At 37.9% G+C, this 14,936-nt stretch carries 18 protein-coding genes; all 18 read left to right on the top strand.

Features of this window, described 5'->3' with window-relative positions:
* Positions 1–96 precede the first annotated feature (96 nt).
* The 18 genes from fur to lysA all read left to right on the top strand — a co-directional run bounded on the left by fur (position 97) and on the right by lysA (position 14,885).
* A complete protein-coding gene (gene fur, locus ACK3CR_RS21465; RefSeq protein WP_061801889.1) occupies positions 97–558 on the top strand; it encodes a ferric iron uptake transcriptional regulator in 462 nt (153 codons plus the stop codon).
* A gap of 136 nt (positions 559–694) precedes the next feature.
* Positions 695–922 carry a YqzK family protein gene (locus ACK3CR_RS21460; protein WP_019391605.1) on the top strand — a complete coding sequence of 76 codons (228 nt, stop codon included), beginning with the start codon at positions 695–697 and terminating at the stop codon, positions 920–922.
* 6 nt (positions 923–928) lie between these two features.
* The gene (gene xerD, locus ACK3CR_RS21455; protein ID WP_328122343.1) at positions 929–1,822 is read left to right on the top strand and encodes a site-specific tyrosine recombinase XerD; all 894 of its coding nucleotides are present in this window, start codon (positions 929–931) and stop codon (positions 1,820–1,822) included.
* 187 nt (positions 1,823–2,009) lie between these two features.
* The gene (gene deoB, locus ACK3CR_RS21450; protein WP_430237653.1) at positions 2,010–3,197 is read left to right on the top strand and encodes a phosphopentomutase; all 1,188 of its coding nucleotides are present in this window, start codon (positions 2,010–2,012) and stop codon (positions 3,195–3,197) included.
* A gap of 21 nt (positions 3,198–3,218) precedes the next feature.
* Positions 3,219–4,040, top strand: coding sequence for a purine-nucleoside phosphorylase (locus ACK3CR_RS21445; protein WP_243517870.1), 822 nt, complete (start codon positions 3,219–3,221; stop codon positions 4,038–4,040).
* 19 nt (positions 4,041–4,059) lie between these two features.
* The gene (locus ACK3CR_RS21440) at positions 4,060–5,370 is read left to right on the top strand and encodes a pyrimidine-nucleoside phosphorylase (RefSeq protein WP_019391609.1); all 1,311 of its coding nucleotides are present in this window, start codon (positions 4,060–4,062) and stop codon (positions 5,368–5,370) included.
* A gap of 149 nt (positions 5,371–5,519) precedes the next feature.
* Positions 5,520–6,686, top strand: coding sequence for a D-alanyl-D-alanine carboxypeptidase family protein (locus tag ACK3CR_RS21435; RefSeq protein WP_243517874.1), 1,167 nt, complete (start codon positions 5,520–5,522; stop codon positions 6,684–6,686).
* Positions 6,687–6,778: 92 nt separating this feature from the next.
* Complete coding sequence (gene spoIIAA / locus ACK3CR_RS21430) at positions 6,779–7,126, top strand: anti-sigma F factor antagonist (RefSeq protein WP_019391611.1); 348 nt, start codon at positions 6,779–6,781, stop codon at positions 7,124–7,126.
* The gene (spoIIAB, locus tag ACK3CR_RS21425; protein WP_019391612.1) at positions 7,127–7,570 is read left to right on the top strand and encodes an anti-sigma F factor; all 444 of its coding nucleotides are present in this window, start codon (positions 7,127–7,129) and stop codon (positions 7,568–7,570) included.
* Between the two features lie 12 nt (positions 7,571–7,582).
* Complete coding sequence (sigF, locus tag ACK3CR_RS21420; protein ID WP_019391613.1) at positions 7,583–8,341, top strand: RNA polymerase sporulation sigma factor SigF; 759 nt, start codon at positions 7,583–7,585, stop codon at positions 8,339–8,341.
* A gap of 129 nt (positions 8,342–8,470) precedes the next feature.
* Complete coding sequence (locus ACK3CR_RS21415; protein WP_061801882.1) at positions 8,471–9,091, top strand: stage V sporulation protein AA; 621 nt, start codon at positions 8,471–8,473, stop codon at positions 9,089–9,091.
* A 40-nt stretch (positions 9,092–9,131) separates the two neighbouring features.
* Entirely contained in the window at positions 9,132–9,500 is a 369-nt protein-coding gene (locus ACK3CR_RS21410) for a stage V sporulation protein AB (RefSeq protein ID WP_081496068.1), read from the top strand.
* 14 nt (positions 9,501–9,514) lie between these two features.
* The gene (spoVAC, locus tag ACK3CR_RS21405) at positions 9,515–9,976 is read left to right on the top strand and encodes a stage V sporulation protein AC (RefSeq protein ID WP_243517876.1); all 462 of its coding nucleotides are present in this window, start codon (positions 9,515–9,517) and stop codon (positions 9,974–9,976) included.
* 20 nt (positions 9,977–9,996) lie between these two features.
* Complete coding sequence (spoVAD, locus tag ACK3CR_RS21400; protein ID WP_243517878.1) at positions 9,997–11,013, top strand: stage V sporulation protein AD; 1,017 nt, start codon at positions 9,997–9,999, stop codon at positions 11,011–11,013.
* Complete coding sequence (spoVAE, locus tag ACK3CR_RS21395; RefSeq protein WP_019391618.1) at positions 11,013–11,363, top strand: stage V sporulation protein AE; 351 nt, start codon at positions 11,013–11,015, stop codon at positions 11,361–11,363. The genes spoVAD and spoVAE overlap by 1 nt, the downstream gene beginning before the upstream one ends.
* Positions 11,364–11,368: 5 nt before the next feature.
* Positions 11,369–11,938, top strand: a complete 570-nt coding sequence (spoVAEA, locus tag ACK3CR_RS21390; protein WP_243517881.1) for a stage V sporulation protein SpoVABEA — start codon at positions 11,369–11,371, stop codon at positions 11,936–11,938.
* On the top strand, positions 11,928–13,409 hold the full coding sequence (locus tag ACK3CR_RS21385; RefSeq protein ID WP_243517883.1) for a spore germination protein: 1,482 nt from the start codon (positions 11,928–11,930) through the stop codon (positions 13,407–13,409). The genes spoVAEA and ACK3CR_RS21385 overlap by 11 nt, the downstream gene beginning before the upstream one ends.
* A 162-nt stretch (positions 13,410–13,571) precedes the next feature.
* Positions 13,572–14,885 (top strand): diaminopimelate decarboxylase, encoded by a 1,314-nt coding sequence (gene lysA, locus ACK3CR_RS21380; RefSeq protein WP_243517886.1) that lies wholly within the window; start codon positions 13,572–13,574, stop codon positions 14,883–14,885.
* The last annotated feature ends 51 nt before the right edge of the window (positions 14,886–14,936 follow it).

Below are 14,936 nucleotides of genomic sequence, written 5' to 3'. Positions count from 1 at the left end.
TAATATGTGTGTTTCCTAATTGATAATCATTTTATTTTCCTTACTGAGAAAAATCTGTTATAATGTACAGATGAATGGCGAGGGAGGGACTAGCAAATGGAAAGTAGAATTGATCGGATAAAGCAGCAGTTGCATTCGTCAAGTTACAAACTGACCCCACAGCGTGAGGCGACTGTACGAGTTTTGCTTGAGAATGAAAAAGATCATTTAAGTGCAGAAGACGTATATCTCCTCGTCAAGGAAAAGGCTCCAGAAATTGGCCTTGCAACGGTTTATCGGACGCTAGAACTTTTAACAGAATTAAAGATTGTAGACAAAATTAACTTTGGTGATGGGGTATCAAGGTATGACCTTCGTAAAGAAGGTGCAGATCATTTCCATCATCACCTTGTATGTATTGAATGTGGAGCAGTAGATGAGATTCAAGACGATCTTCTTGGAGACGTAGAAAAAATCGTTGAACGCGATTGGAACTTTAAAATTAAAGACCATCGTTTGACATTTCATGGTATTTGTCATCGTTGCCATAATGAGAATCACGAAAAAGAATCGAATTGAACGATATAAAAACCTTTTCCGACGTGGGAGAGGTTTTTTTTATTAGGATAAAACAACAAGCACCCTTCCTCAAAAAGGTATAAAATCTGCTCCTGTTGGCATATGTTTTAGTAGAAATCTTTTTTGGAGGATGCCAATGAAAACGTGGTGGGATGTAACAGTACAGGCTTGTAAAGTGTTTGTGCTTTTTGTTAGTTTTACGGTATTATTTTACTGTGCACTTTTATGGGTATATGAAGAATATCAAAACTATCATCGTTACGATGTTCCAGAAGGATCTGCTGTCAAAGTAGCCAACATGGTACACGAAGAAGAAAAATCATGGATAGAAAGATTAGTGATGTTTTATCATAACGGGGAGTAGAGAGTATTGAACCTTACAATTGAAGATTTTATTCACTATTTAGTTGTAGAACGAGGGTTAGCTCCAAATACGCTTGAATCTTATAAGCGCGATTTAGTGAAATATGCTGAGTACTTAAAAAAAGTGGAGACTGTTTCTTCTTTTGAAGAAGTCACAAGAGAGCATATTATTGCGTTTATGAGATATATGATGGAGAATGGAAAATCCTCGAAAACTATTGCAAGGCATGTTGCATCTATTCGATCTTTTCATCAGTTTCTGTTGCGTGAGCATATTGTGGACAAGGATCCATCTGTCCATATTGAAACTCCACAAGTGGAGAGGACTCTTCCAAAAGTGCTGTCACCAGACGAAGTAGAAGCTCTTTTGACTGCTCCTGACGAATCTACGCCTTTTGGAAAACGCGAAAAAGCAATGTTAGAGCTTTTGTACGCAACAGGAATTCGGGTTACAGAGCTTATGAATTTGAATGTAGAAGATGTTCATATGACAATGGGATTTGTCCGGTGTATTGGAAAAGGAGACAAGGAACGAATTGTTCCGATGGGCAAAATGGCAAGTGAGGCGTTACAGAAATATATTGAAGAAAGTCGTCCAAAGCTTTTAAAAAGAAACCAAAAAGAAGAAGCTCTTTTTCTTAATCATCATGGTCGCAGGTTAACACGCCAAGGATTTTGGAAAATTTTGAAAAAGTTAGCTCTATCTGCTCAAATTGAAAAAGAACTTACCCCACATACATTACGACATTCGTTTGCAACGCATCTCCTTGAAAATGGGGCCGATTTACGAGCAGTGCAAGAAATGCTTGGACATGCTGATATCTCCACAACGCAGATCTATACACATGTGACGAAAAAGCGATTAAAAGATGTATACAATGAATTTCATCCACGAGCATAGAAACTAAAAAGGTAGAATAATCATTATTCTACCTTTTTTAGTTTCTTAAATGTAACCACTTCCAATTTGAATAGAGAAACGTTATACTGAAGAAGTCAGACCTCTTGTCTCCTTACATAAATTTCGCTTAAAACGATAGTAAAGAGGGAATGTTATAAACAAACCAGACATTTTGGAGGAGATTGTTATGTCTTATACATATAAACGTATATTTTTAGTTGTGATGGATTCTGTTGGGATTGGTGAAGCTCCAGATGCTGAGCAGTATGATGATAAAGGCGCAGACACGCTTGGCCATATTGCTGAACATCGTGGAGGACTTAACATGCCAAACATGGGTAAGCTAGGCTTAAGCAATATTCGTGAGATTAAAGGAATCCAAAAAGAGGATACCCCACTTGCTTACTATACAAAAATGCAGGAAGCTTCAACAGGAAAAGATACAATGACAGGTCATTGGGAGATCATGGGTCTTCACATTGATCAGCCGTTCCGCGTTTTTCCAGATGGATTTCCCGAAGAGCTAATTGCTGAACTTGAAGAAAAGACAGGTCGTAAAATTATCGCTAATAAACCTGCTTCAGGCACCGCTATTTTAGACGAGCTTGGTGAAGAACATATGAAGACGGGAGCGCTTATTGTTTATACTTCAGCAGATTCAGTATTGCAGATTGCGGCACATGAAGATGTTGTTCCGCTTGATGAGCTTTATAAGATTTGTGAAATTGCTCGTGAACTCACACTTGATGAAAAATATATGGTTGGTCGTGTGATTGCTCGTCCGTTCATTGGTAGTCCAGGGAAATTTGAGCGTACTTCAAATCGCCATGACTATGCTTTAAAACCATTTGGCCGTACTGTTATGAATGAGCTTAAAGATGAAAATTTTGACGTGATTGCAATCGGTAAAATTTCCGATATTTATGATGGAGAAGGTGTAACAAAATCCCTTCGAACAACATCTAATATGGACGGAATGGACAAATTGGTAGAAACTCTTCATATGGATTTTGAAGGGCTAAGCTTTTTAAATTTAGTAGACTTTGATGCGAAGTTTGGACATCGCCGTGATCCACAAGGCTATGGAGATGCACTTGAAGAATATGATGTTCGTCTTGCTGAAGTATTGGAAGAATTAAAAGATGATGATTTACTCATCATTACAGCAGACCATGGAAACGATCCTATTCATCATGGTACAGATCACACGAGAGAATATGTACCCCTCCTTGTATATAGCAAAGGAATGAAAAAGGGCGAGAAGCTTGATGTTCGTCAAACATTTGCAGATATTGGCGCAACAGTAGCAGATAATTTTAATATTAAGTTACCGGAACATGGAAAAAGTTTTTTAAATGAAATAACTCAAAAATAAGATAAGAGGGAGAGAGAATATATGAATAAAAATGCTATTCAAACAGCTGCTTCATTTATTGAAGAAAAGTTACAAGTTAAGCCGGAAATCGGACTTATTTTAGGATCAGGATTAGGAGTCCTTGGCGATGAAATTGAGAATGCGGTAAAAATCCCATACGAAGATATTCCTGAATTCCCTGTTTCAACTGTTGAAGGACATGCAGGGCAGCTTGTTATCGGAACGTTGAACGGAGCGAAAGTAATCGCAATGCAAGGGAGATTTCATTATTATGAAGGTTACAGCTTTGACAAAGTAACGTTCCCTGTTCGCGTAATGAAAGAGCTTGGAGTTGAGAAACTTATTGTTACAAATGCAGCCGGAGGTATTAACGAAGCGTTCAACCCTGGTGATTTGATGCTTATTAGTGATCATATCAATAACTTTGGTAGCAATCCGCTTATTGGAGCTAATGATAGCAACCTTGGTCCTCGTTTTCCAGACATGTCAGAAGGATATTCTAAAGAGTTGCGAGTTCTTGCAAAAGAAGCAGCAGCAAGCTTAGATTTATCGATTCAAGAAGGTGTATATGTTGGTAATACAGGTCCATCTTATGAAACACCTGCTGAAGTTCGTATGCTTCGTATTCTTGGAGGGGACGCAGTTGGTATGTCAACAGTTCCAGAAGTTATTGTTGCTCGTCATGCGGGGATGAAAGTCCTTGGAATCTCTTGTATTTCAAATATGGCTGCAGGCATATTAGATCAGCCTCTTAATCATGAAGAAGTAATTGAAACAACAGAAAAAGTAAAGAAAAACTTCCTTGCATTTGTAAAAGAAATCGTACGAAAAATGAGCAACTAAATTAGGGGGATGAGCCAACATGAGAATGGTTGATTTAATTGCAAAAAAGCGTGACGGTAAAGAATTAACAAAAGAAGAAATTTCGTTTATCGTTGAAGGCTATACATCAGGAGACATTCCAGATTACCAAATGAGTGCTTTTACAATGGCTGTTTTCTTCCAAGGCATGACAGCTAATGAACAAGCAGAGCTAACAATGTCAATGGTTCAATCAGGAGACACTATTGATCTTTCAGCAATTGAGGGTGTGAAAGTTGATAAACATTCAACAGGCGGTGTAGGTGACACTACAACACTTATTCTTGCCCCTCTTGTAGCAGCAGTAGGAGTACCGGTTGCTAAAATGTCTGGCAGAGGGTTAGGTCATACAGGTGGAACCATTGATAAGCTTGAAGCTGTTAAAGGATTTCACGTTGAAATTGATAAAAAAGAATTTATTGAGCTTGTGAATAAAAATAAAGTAGCGGTTGTAGGACAGTCTGGAAACTTAACACCAGCAGATAAAAAAATCTACGCGCTTCGTGATGTAACGGCAACAGTTAATAGCCTACCTCTTATTGCAGCATCTATTATGAGTAAAAAGATTGCGGCTGGAGCAGATGCAATTGTTTTAGACGTAAAAACAGGTGCTGGAGCTTTTATGAAAAACTTAGAAGATGCCAAAGCTCTAGCACAATCAATGGTGAATATCGGAAATAACGTTGGCCGTCAAACAATGGCTGTTATTTCTGATATGAGTCAACCGCTTGGTTTTGCGATTGGAAATGCTCTTGAAGTCGAAGAAGCCATTGATACGTTAAAAGGTAAAGGTCCAAAAGATTTAGAAGAGCTATGCTTAGTGCTTGGTAGCTATATGGTCTACTTAGCAAACAAAGCTTCGTCTCTTGAAGAAGCACGTCGTATGCTTCAGGAAGTTATTGAAAATGGAAAAGCACTTGAAAGTTTTAAAACATTTTTAGCTGCTCAAGGTGGAGATCCTTCTGTTGTTGATGATGTGGCAAAACTTCCACAAGCAGCACATAAGATTGAAGTGAAGGCAGAGAAAGATGGTTATGTATCAGAAATTGTGGCAGATGAAATGGGGACAGCGGCAATGTGGCTTGGTGCAGGACGTGCTACAAAGGATTCTGAGATTGACCTTGCTGTTGGTCTTATGCTTCGTAAGAAAGTCGGCGATGAAGTGAAAAAAGGCGAGTCGCTGGTGACAATTTACAGCAACAAAGAAGATGTTCAAGAAGTAAAAGAACATATTTTAAAGAACATTAGCATTTCTTCTGAAAAAGTTGATGCTCCTTCTCTTATTTATGATACAGTTCAAAAATCAAACTAGTATCCATAAAAAAACGCGGTGAAGAATATTCTTCACCGCGTTTTTTTATGGATATAAAAGATTTTTCCTCCATTATTTTCAACAAAATTCAGTATAATATATGCTTTTTTGGAAAAAATAGTGGTATTACGAATGGAGGTTAACATGCAATGAAACAACTCTTTTCTTTTATACTAGTTCTCTTATTAGGCGTCTCCACTTTATCACCAACAGCATTTGGAGCTGAGAAAAAAGCACCAAATTTAGCTGAGAAAGCAAAGTCGGCTATTTTAATTGAACGAGACACAGGAGAGATTTTATACGAAAAAAACGGCAATGAAAAACTTCCTCCTGCAAGTATGACTAAAGTTATGACAATGATTCTTATTATGGACGCTCTTGATAAGGGGAAAATCAAGATGAGCGACAAAGTTCGGACAAGTGAACATGCAGCATCAATGGGTGGCTCACAAATTTTCCTTGAGCCTGGCGAAGAAATGACGGTAGAACAAATGTTAAAAGGAATTGCAATTGCTTCAGGAAACGATGCGTCAGTTGCAATGGCTGAGCACCTTGCAGGTTCTGAAGAAGAGTTTGTAAGCATGATGAATCAAAAGGCAAAAGATTTAGGACTTAAAAATACAAAGTTTCAAAATCCAACAGGTTTATCTGTTGAAGATCATTATAGTACAGCTCATGATATGTCTATTATGGCAAAAGAGCTATTGAAATATGAACGAATTACAAAATTTACAGGCACATATGAGGACTATCTTAGGGAAGATACAGATAAAAAATTCTGGCTTGTGAACACAAATCGTCTGCTGAAGTTTTATGATGGCGTTGATGGATTAAAAACAGGGTACACAAAAGAAGCAAAATATTGTTTAACAGCAACAGCTAAAAAAGGCAATATGCGCGTTGTAGCTGTTGTATTTGGAGCAGACACACCTAAAGATCGCAACAGCCAAATTACAAAGATGCTTGATTACGCGTTCAGCAAATACGAAACATCTCCACTTTACAAGCGAGATCAAGTTGTTGGAGAAGTGAAAGTTGCAAAAGGAAAAGATAAAACAGTAAAAGTTGTAACTTCAGAGCCTATTTCAATCTTAAATGAAAAAGGACAAGGAAAAGCAAATATGAAAAAAGAAGTGAAGCTGAATAAGGATTTAAAAGCGCCTTTGAAAAAAGGAGATGAAGTGGGAACGCTTATTATAAAAAAAGATGGAAAAGTTGTCACAACTTCACCGCTTCTTGCAAAGGACAGTATGGAAGAAGCTTCTTGGTGGAATTTCTTTAAACGAACGTTTACAACATTTACAAAGACGAGCTAAATTTGACGAATCTAAACTAGTTTTGTCATGAAGAAGGAAACCTCCTCCTTTCTAGCGAAAGAAGCATTATATGAAAGCAAGGAGGGTTTAATGTGAGTCTTGTGATTGAATGTGAGGTAAAAGATTCTGTTTTACTTGTTCGTTTGAAGGGCGAGCTTGATCACCACACAGCAGAAGAATTGAGAACGCGAATTACCGGCTTATTGCAAAAAGACGTTAATCATATTGTATTAAATTTGGCTGATCTATCTTTTATGGATAGCTCAGGACTTGGTGTCATTTTAGGACGCTATAAGCAAATTAAGAGCGCTGGAGGGGAAATGGTCGTTTGTGCTATATCTCCAGCTGTTCACCGTCTTTTTGAAATGTCAGGGATGTTCAAAATTATTCGATTAGAGCAAAGTGAACAAAAAGCTCTAACAACGCTGGGGGTGGCCTAAATGAAAAATGAAATGCACCTTCAATTTTCAGCACTGAGTCAAAATGAAGCATTTGCGCGTGTTACTGTTGCTGCTTTTGTGACACAGCTCAATCCCACAATGGATGAAATTACAGAAATTAAAACAGTTGTTTCAGAAGCTGTCACAAACGCTATTATTCATGGATATGACAGCAATCCAGAAGGCACAGTATATATTTCCGTTACATTAAGTGATGATGGTGTTGTTGAGTTAAACATAAGAGACGAGGGACATGGAATTGACAACGTAGAAGAAGCAAAACAACCTCTTTTTACAACAAAACCTGAACTTGAACGGTCTGGTATGGGATTTACGATTATGGAAAACTTTATGGATGAATGCAAAATCGAATCATCCACAAATCATGGCACAGCTCTTTACTTAAAGAAGCATTTAGCAAAGCAAAAAGCGTTGTGCAACTAAGGAGACTTGCCTATGGATGTGGAGGTCAAGCGTGAGAAGAATCAGCCATATTTAAAGGACCATGAAGTCAAAGAATTAATCAAACGAAGTCAAGATGGTGACCAAGAAGCCCGGGATACGATTGTGAATCGTAATATGAGGCTCGTTTGGTCTGTTGTACAGCGGTTTCTAAACAGAGGATATGAACCAGATGACTTGTTTCAAATTGGAAGCATTGGGTTACTGAAATCTGTGGATAAATTTGATCTTTCGTATGACGTAAAGTTCTCAACATATGCAGTTCCAATGATTATTGGAGAAATTCAGCGCTTTATAAGAGATGATGGCACGGTGAAAGTTAGTCGGTCTTTAAAAGAAACGAGCAATAAAATACGTAAAGCAAAAGACGAACTTTCAAAAGTATATGGACGTACACCAACGATCAATGAAGTTGCAGAGCACCTTGATATTACGCCAGAGGAGGTTGTGCTTGCTCAAGAAGCGAATCGAGCACCTTCTTCTATTCACGAAACGGTCTATGAAAACGACGGCGACCCTATTACATTACTTGATCAAATCGCAGATCAGAGTGAAGATAAATGGTTTGATCAAATTGCTTTGAAAGAAGCTGTTGAACATCTTGATGAACGTGAAAGGTTAATTGTTTACTTGCGCTACTATAAAGACCAAACGCAATCAGAAGTTGCAACAAGACTAGGCATATCACAAGTTCAAGTTTCAAGGCTTGAAAAGAAGATCTTAAAACAAATTAAAGAACAAATGGGTGAATAAAGCTATCCTTTTTAAAAGGGTAGCTTTATTTTTTTTCTATTTTTTGGCTCTTTAAACTGTGTATGAGAAAAGATTTGGAAACTCATACTACATGTACAGAGAAAACGAGCTATAAGGTGTGTGGTATATGTGGGTCGTTCAGTATACATCAAAATGAGACATCGAGTACAAGTGAGGCCAAAAGAAAAGATCACAGTAGGAGATGTTGCTGTCGTTTTTACCTCGAAGGAAGAGAAAGAGAAGATTGAAAGCTTAGTGATTTATAAGGTGAATGAAAAAGACCAAAACATTATTATCATTGATGTTATGAGGATCATCCAAGCTATTTCTAGAGAAATGGAAAATATGGAAATACAGCAAGTTGGCCCAACTCAAACGATTGTAGAAGTGGTATTTGAGAGAAAACGTGCTTCTCTTCCTTTTTTTATTGTTGTTTGGCTTCTTCTTTTCATTGGAGCTGCCTTAGCTATTATGAACTTCCATGAGGATGTGAGCATGAGGGCAGTGCATCAACGTCTCTTCTTTATCTTAACAGGAGAACAAGATGAAACACCTCTTCTTCTTCAAGTTCCTTATTCTATCGGTCTTGGTCTTGGAATGATTTTGTTTTTTAACCATGTGTTTAAGAAGCGAATCAACGAAGAACCAAGCCCATTAGAAGTAGAAATGTTCAACTATCAGCAGGACCTAGACCGATACGTAATCATCAATGAAAATGATGAGAGCGTGACTCACATTGACGAGCGTTAATGTTTTATTAACTATCGTTATCGGACTTGGCGGAGGACTTATGGTTGGCTGTGGATTTGTTGCATTTCTGACAGTGCTTGGTATTTTACCACGCTTAATGCAGCTAACAAAAACGATGAAGTATATTCAAGGCTATGAATGGGCTATTATTTCTGGAACAATTGTTGGAGTTTGGTTTAGCTTAAATCTTGTCTATTTTCCCCTATTCCCAACATTGATTGCGCTTATTGGACTTGCTCATGGCATATTTGTTGGCATGCTTGCAGCAGCATTGACAGAGGTTCTGAATGTTTTCCCCATTCTAGCTAAACGAATTGGAATTGATGATAGGCTTGCTATTCTATTGATGGCTATTGTACTTGGGAAAATTGTAGGATCTTTATTTCATTGGATGTATTTTACAAGTTAAGGGAGGAAGGTACAATGAGTGATAAAAATTTGAAAGACAATTATTCGAAGAAAGTACAGCAATATCAGCCAAAACCTAATTATGTTCTTAACTGTTTGAAAGCATTTATTGTTGGAGGACTAATTTGTACTTTTGGCCAGCTTGTTCAAAATTTCTATATTAGATATTTTGACTTTACTAAGGAAGATGCTGGGAACCCTACTGTATCAACCCTTGTGCTTATTGCTGTTTTGCTAACCGCATTTGGAGTATATGACAGAATCGGACAGTTTGCAGGAGCTGGGTCAGCTGTTCCTGTAACAGGATTTGCAAACTCGATGGCAAGTGCTGCTATTGAACATAGAAGTGAAGGAATTGTGCTAGGTATTGCAACAAATATGTTTAAACTAGCCGGAAACGTTATTGTTTTTGGAGTTACAGCAGCTTATATCGTTGGACTTATTCGCTATATCTTTCAACATTATCTTATGCAATAGCTATAGAAAGGGTGGAACAAATGATTCTAACTGGGAAACAATCGTGGGTTTTTCAAAATGATCTTTATATTAACGCAACTGGAACAGCGGTTGGCCCGAAAGAAAAGGATGGACCGTTAAAAGAAACGTTTGATGTTACGTATGATGATTTGCACTGTGGAGAAAAAAATTGGGAACTTGCCGAACGGAAATTAATGAATACGGCTATTGATACTTGTATACAAAAGCTCAACTATACGTACGATGATGTGGATCTCTTTTTAGCAGGTGACCTTCTTAATCAAAATGTAACGGCAAACTTTGTAGCAAGACAAAATCAAATTCCGTTTTTATGCATGTTTGGTGCATGTTCAACTTCAATGGAGACACTCGCACTTGGTTCGGCTCTTGTTGATGGTGGATTTGCAAATCGCATTATTGCGGCAACAAGCAGTCATAATGCTACAGCTGAACGACAGTTTCGCTATCCAACAGAATATGGAGGCCAAAAACCAGACACAGCAACCGCAACTGTAACAGGAAGCGGAGCAGCTCTCGTATCAAAAGAAAAAGGAAAAGTAAAAATTACGTCAGCTACAATTGGAAGAGTAGCAGACTATGGAATTAAAGATCCATTTGATATGGGCTCAGCAATGGCACCTGCTGCAGCACAAACAATTTCTCAGCATTTCAAAGATTTAGGAAGAGAGCCAAGCGACTACGATTTAATTGTGACAGGAGATTTATCAGGAGTTGGAAGTCCTATTTTGAAAGATTTATTAAAAGAGGAAGGATACAACGTGTTTTCAACACATAACGATTGTGGTCTTATGATTTATCGACCAGATCAAAATGTGTTTGCAGGTGGAAGCGGCTGTGCATGTTCAGCTGTTGTTACGTATGGACACCTTATAGAGCAGATTGAAAAGGGAGAACTCAAGCGCGTATTTGTTGTAGCAACAGGAGCACTTTTAAGCCCAACAATGACGCAGCAAAAAGAGACCATTCCAACGATTGCCCACGGAGTTGTCCTCGAATCTGTGGAGGTGGAAAGCTGATGGAATATTTAATTGCCTTCGTTTGTGGCGGATTAATTTGTGTAGTTGGTCAGCTTTTACTTGATATTATTAAAATTACGCCTGCTCATGTTATGACTCTTTTCGTTGTGACAGGAGCTGTCTTAGATGGATTTGGTTTATATGATAAATTTATTGAATTTGCAGGAGCAGGAGCAACGATTCCAATTACAAGCTTTGGTCATTCTCTTTTACATGGAGCGATGAAAGGAGCAGAAGAACACGGATTAATCGGGATTGGTATGGGGATGTTTGAATTAACATCTTCAGGGATTTCAGCAGCTATTCTTTTCTCTTTTCTTGCTGCATTGATCTTTAAACCGAAAGGATAAAAGACATGAAAACACGCCAAGTAATTGTTGTGACAGATGGAGATGAATTTGCGAAAAGAACGATTGAATTTGTAGCTGAAAAAGTGGGAGGACGCTGTATTTCTCAGTCGTTTGGAAATCCATCTATTCTCTCAGGTGAAGACCTTGTTTCACTTATTATGCAAACTCCTCACAGCCCTGTATTTGTAATGTTCGATGATTGTGGCTACTTAGGGGAAGGAGCAGGAGAGACGGCGTTAAAATATGTTGCAAAACATCCAAACATCGACGTTCTTGGCGCAATTGCTGTAGCTTCGAAAACGCATCAAAATGAATGGACAAAAGTAGACGTAAGCATTGATGGAAATGGAGAACTTACCGAGTATGGAGTAGATAAATACGGTGTGGCAGAGATGGATGTTGGGAAACAAAACGGCGATACAGTGTACTGTTTAGATGAACTTTCCCTTCCGATTGTTGTTGGTATTGGTGATATTGGAAAAATGGGGATGAAAGATCACATTAAACATGGTTCTCCTATCACCTTAAAAGCCGTTGAGTTAATTCTTGAAAGGAGTAAAGGTTATGTCAAATAAAAATTTACAAAAGACGCCCATTTCCAAAAATATTTACGATAATGACGAGTTTTTTAAAGATGAAGCAAACATGGGTGCTAGCTTTGATTTAGGCGTCCGAAAAATTTTAGTTTTAGATCATGCTGTCCATTTTTACTATGTAACAGGACTTTGTGATTCTCAATACATCATTAAAATTGCTGAATCGCTTGTAACAATCAATGATCATGAAAAAGAGCCAAGGAAAGTAAAACAGATTGTTGAAAATAGATTGATTCATCAGCAAGTGAAGAAATTAGACAATCTTGAAGATTGCATGGTTTCGGTTTTATCTGGATTGATTGTGGTGATGATCAATGGAGAAGATGTTGGATTTGAAGTTGATGTTCGTACATATCCAGGTCGTTCACCAGAAGAGCCTGATACAGAAAAAGTCGTTCGAGGCGCGCGCGATGGTTACACAGAAAATATCATTATTAATACAGCTCTTACAAGAAGAAGAATTCGCGATGGACGCTTGCGCTATGAGATTATGAAGATTGGAAAACGTTCAAAACTTGATGTGTGTCTTGCTTATATTGATGATGTAGCAGATCCTGATTTAGTAAAAAAAGTTCGCAAAGAATTACAATCAATTGACATTGATGGACTTCCAATGGCAGATAAAACAATTGAAGAGTTTCTTATTAAACAAGGATTTAACCCCTTTCCACTTGTAAGATATACGGAACGGCCGGATGTTGCTGCAGCACACATGTTTGAAGGTCACGTGATTATTATTTCCGATACGTCCCCAAGCGTTATCATTACACCTACAACTTATTTTCATCATGTGCAACACATTGAAGAGTATAGACAGTCTGCTGGAGTTGGAACATTTACAAGGTGGGTTCGCTTCATTGCTATCTTTGCTTCTATCTTTTTATTGCCATTATGGCTTATGTTTGCATTAGATCCTAGCTTATTAAATGATAACTTGAAATTTATTGGTCCAAACAGCAGCTCACGTATTCCAATGATTTTACAAATCTTCTTAGCAGATATAGGAATTGATTTCTTGAGGCTTGCCTCCATTCACACTCCAACATCACTCTCCACAGCGATGGGACTTATTGCTGCTGCTCTAATTGGACAAATTGCTATTGATGTTGGATTATTTGTTCCAGAGGTTATTTTATATGTTTCAATTGCCGCAATCGGATCATTTGCAACACCAAGCTATGAACTTGGTGTCGCGAATAAAATTGCACGTCTTACGCTTCTTATTGCTGTGGCACTTTTCAAAGCTCCAGGATTTGTTATTGGAACAACGCTTTACGTTTTATACCTTGTTCATATCAAATCTTTAAACACACCCTACTTGTGGCCATTGCTTCCATTCAATCCAAAAGCTTTCTTGCAAGTTATTATTAGAACGCCTGTCCCTGGAGCAACGGTTCGTCCAAGTATTGTAAACCCACGCAATCGTATTAGACAAAAGTTAAAAGAATAGAGATATAAAAAGTGAATCCTACTAGAAATAAAGTAGGGTTCATTTTCTTTTCTAGGTCTAATGCCCCTAAGTACATGTTGAAAGACCTTTATGTATATGGTAAAGTAACTTTAATTCAAAAAATGATTGATATTTCAAAAAAAGGAACGAGGTAAGGCAAGAATGTTTTTTCATGGCACAAGCAAAGTGAACAATCAAAATCATTTAGAAATAGGCGGAGTAGATACAATTGAGCTTGCGAAAAAGTACGGGACGCCTCTCTACGTATATGATGTCGCCCTCATTAGACAGCGAGCAAGACAGTTTAAAGAGACGTTTGCAGAAGAAAGAGTAGAAGCGCAAGTAGCATATGCAAGTAAAGCTTTTTCTTCTTTAGCAATGTTTCAGCTTGTTAATGAAGAAGGTCTCTCACTCGATGTTGTATCAGCAGGGGAACTTTATACAGCTCTTCTTGCTGGATTTCCAAAAGAGCGAATCCATTTTCATGGTAACAACAAAAGTTATGAAGAATTAGAATATGCAATTAAAGAAAAGATTGGATGCATTGTTGTAGATAATTTTCATGAAATTGCGTTGCTTGAAGAGTTAAGTAAGAAACATTCATGGAAAGTGCCTGTTCTTTTACGTGTCACTCCAGGAATTGAAGCACATACCCATGACTATATTTTAACGGGTCAAGAAGACTCTAAGTTTGGTTTTGATCTTAAAAATGGGCAAGGAGATAAAGCTGTTGATCATGCTTTTCACTCTCCATATTTAGATTTACTTGGGATTCATTGTCATATAGGATCACAAATTTTCGAAGTAACAGGTTTTGTGATGGCAACGAGAAAGCTTTTTGAAAAAATTGCTTCTTGGAAAGACGAATTAAGCTTCGTTCCTCGTGTATTAAATCTTGGTGGCGGATTTGGGATTCGCTATACAAGCGAAGATACGCCACTGCCTCCATCTCAGTATGTACGTGAAATGGTCAAAGAAATCAAAAGTCAAGCAGAAAAGTTAACGATTGACATTCCTGAAATATGGATTGAGCCTGGGCGTTCTCTTGTGGGAGATGCAGGAACAACGCTTTATACAGTAGGTTCTAGGAAACATATTCCAAATGTGCGTGATTATGTAGCAGTTGATGGAGGAATGAGTGACAATATTCGTCCTGCTCTTTATGAAGCAAAATATGAAGCCGCCCTTGCAAATCGAATGAATGCTCCTCATGAAGAGAAAGTTTCTATTGCTGGAAAATGTTGTGAATCAGGTGACATGCTCCTATGGGATATTGAGCTTCCGAAAGTGGAAAGCTCGGACATTTTAGCTGTATTTTGTACAGGTGCTTATGGTTACGCTATGGCGAGCAACTATAACCGCATGCTAAAACCGGCTGTTGTTTTTGTGGAAAATGGGGAAGCACAGCTTGTTATCAAACGAGAGACGTTTGAAGATCTTGTTCGTAATGAAGTTGGATTAAAGTCAAAAGTTTAATACGCAATACGGAAAATAGAGCTCTTTTTCTAAAAGAGCTCTATTTTTTTT

This window comes from Priestia sp. TRM10, assembly GCF_057808375.1.
This window is presented reverse-complemented; position numbering and strand designations above follow the sequence as displayed.

Bases quoted from the DNA above. Each gene is read 5' to 3' on its own strand.
- fur (WP_061801889.1), top strand. From the start codon at position 97: ATGGAAAGTAGAATTGATCGGATAAAGCAGCAGTTGCATTCGTCAAGT.
- ACK3CR_RS21460 (WP_019391605.1), top strand. From the start codon at position 695: ATGAAAACGTGGTGGGATGTAACAGTACAGGCTTGTAAAGTGTTTGTG.
- spoVAEA (WP_243517881.1), top strand. From the start codon at position 11,369: ATGAAAACACGCCAAGTAATTGTTGTGACAGATGGAGATGAATTTGCG.
- spoIIAB (WP_019391612.1), top strand. From the start codon at position 7,127: ATGAAAAATGAAATGCACCTTCAATTTTCAGCACTGAGTCAAAATGAA.
- spoVAC (WP_243517876.1), top strand. From the start codon at position 9,515: ATGAGTGATAAAAATTTGAAAGACAATTATTCGAAGAAAGTACAGCAA.
- spoVAD (WP_243517878.1), top strand. From the start codon at position 9,997: ATGATTCTAACTGGGAAACAATCGTGGGTTTTTCAAAATGATCTTTAT.
- ACK3CR_RS21445 (WP_243517870.1), top strand. From the start codon at position 3,219: ATGAATAAAAATGCTATTCAAACAGCTGCTTCATTTATTGAAGAAAAG.
- ACK3CR_RS21440 (WP_019391609.1), top strand. From the start codon at position 4,060: ATGAGAATGGTTGATTTAATTGCAAAAAAGCGTGACGGTAAAGAATTA.
- spoVAE (WP_019391618.1), top strand. From the start codon at position 11,013: ATGGAATATTTAATTGCCTTCGTTTGTGGCGGATTAATTTGTGTAGTT.
- ACK3CR_RS21385 (WP_243517883.1), top strand. From the start codon at position 11,928: ATGTCAAATAAAAATTTACAAAAGACGCCCATTTCCAAAAATATTTAC.
- lysA (WP_243517886.1), top strand. From the start codon at position 13,572: ATGTTTTTTCATGGCACAAGCAAAGTGAACAATCAAAATCATTTAGAA.
- ACK3CR_RS21435 (WP_243517874.1), top strand. From the start codon at position 5,520: ATGAAACAACTCTTTTCTTTTATACTAGTTCTCTTATTAGGCGTCTCC.
- sigF (WP_019391613.1), top strand. From the start codon at position 7,583: ATGGATGTGGAGGTCAAGCGTGAGAAGAATCAGCCATATTTAAAGGAC.
- ACK3CR_RS21410 (WP_081496068.1), top strand. From the start codon at position 9,132: ATGGTTGGCTGTGGATTTGTTGCATTTCTGACAGTGCTTGGTATTTTA.
- deoB (WP_430237653.1), top strand. From the start codon at position 2,010: ATGTCTTATACATATAAACGTATATTTTTAGTTGTGATGGATTCTGTT.